The 717-nt window shown below is 29.1% G+C and carries 1 protein-coding gene; it reads left to right on the top strand.

The window, feature by feature from the left end:
• Positions 1–19: 19 nt before the first annotated feature.
• Positions 20–577 carry a hypothetical protein gene (locus I3217_RS14965; RefSeq protein ID WP_435050588.1) on the top strand — a complete coding sequence of 186 codons (558 nt, stop codon included), beginning with the start codon at positions 20–22 and terminating at the stop codon, positions 575–577.
• Positions 578–717 lie beyond the last annotated feature (140 nt).

Raw genomic sequence — 717 nt, 5'->3', positions numbered from 1 at the left:
GTTGTACACAAGCTAAAAAATGAGGAACGAATATGAAATAAATAGTGACGGAATAAATATTTACCTGACATTATTTGTAAAATCTCATCCAATTGCGAAAACCCTACTTTCAATTATTGTACTGACTTTAATTGTGTTTTTGATTTACATTGCATCAACCTTGTCAATAAAAGATGAACCTAAATCCGTTTTTGGTATAATTATTTTTGGAATTTTTATTTTTTTTATTCCATTTCGCTACTTATTATGGAATTTATTTGGAAAAGAAAATTTGATTATCAATACCAAATCTTTGAGCTATAATAGAGATTTTGGAATTTACAAAACTAATCTTAAAACAGAATATCACGAAAGACTGAGTTTAGGATTCGAACACACTAGAACTTTTGAAAATATCGAATACGGTAACTTGATATTTAATACTTATAATGAAAAAAGTGACTTACCAGAACTTCTGTATTCAACTTCCATAAATCTGGATTTGAAAAAAATAAATGAAATTGAAAATGAGATTGAAAAATTATATGACATTGGAATTAATGAAAACACAGAATTTAATAATGTATCATTAAACTAATAAAAGCCAGTGTACAACACCGGCTATAGTTCATTGCTTCTGACTTTCCTTTCGGAAAGTCCTCGCTAATTTGCTATCTTCGGTTTACGGCGGAAAATCCTTCCGGATTTTCACGCAACGAAACCATAGCCAAACACGTT

This window comes from Formosa sp. S-31 (assembly GCF_051172795.1).
GTDB lineage: Bacteria > Bacteroidota > Bacteroidia > Flavobacteriales > Flavobacteriaceae > Formosa.
This window is presented reverse-complemented; position numbering and strand designations above follow the sequence as displayed.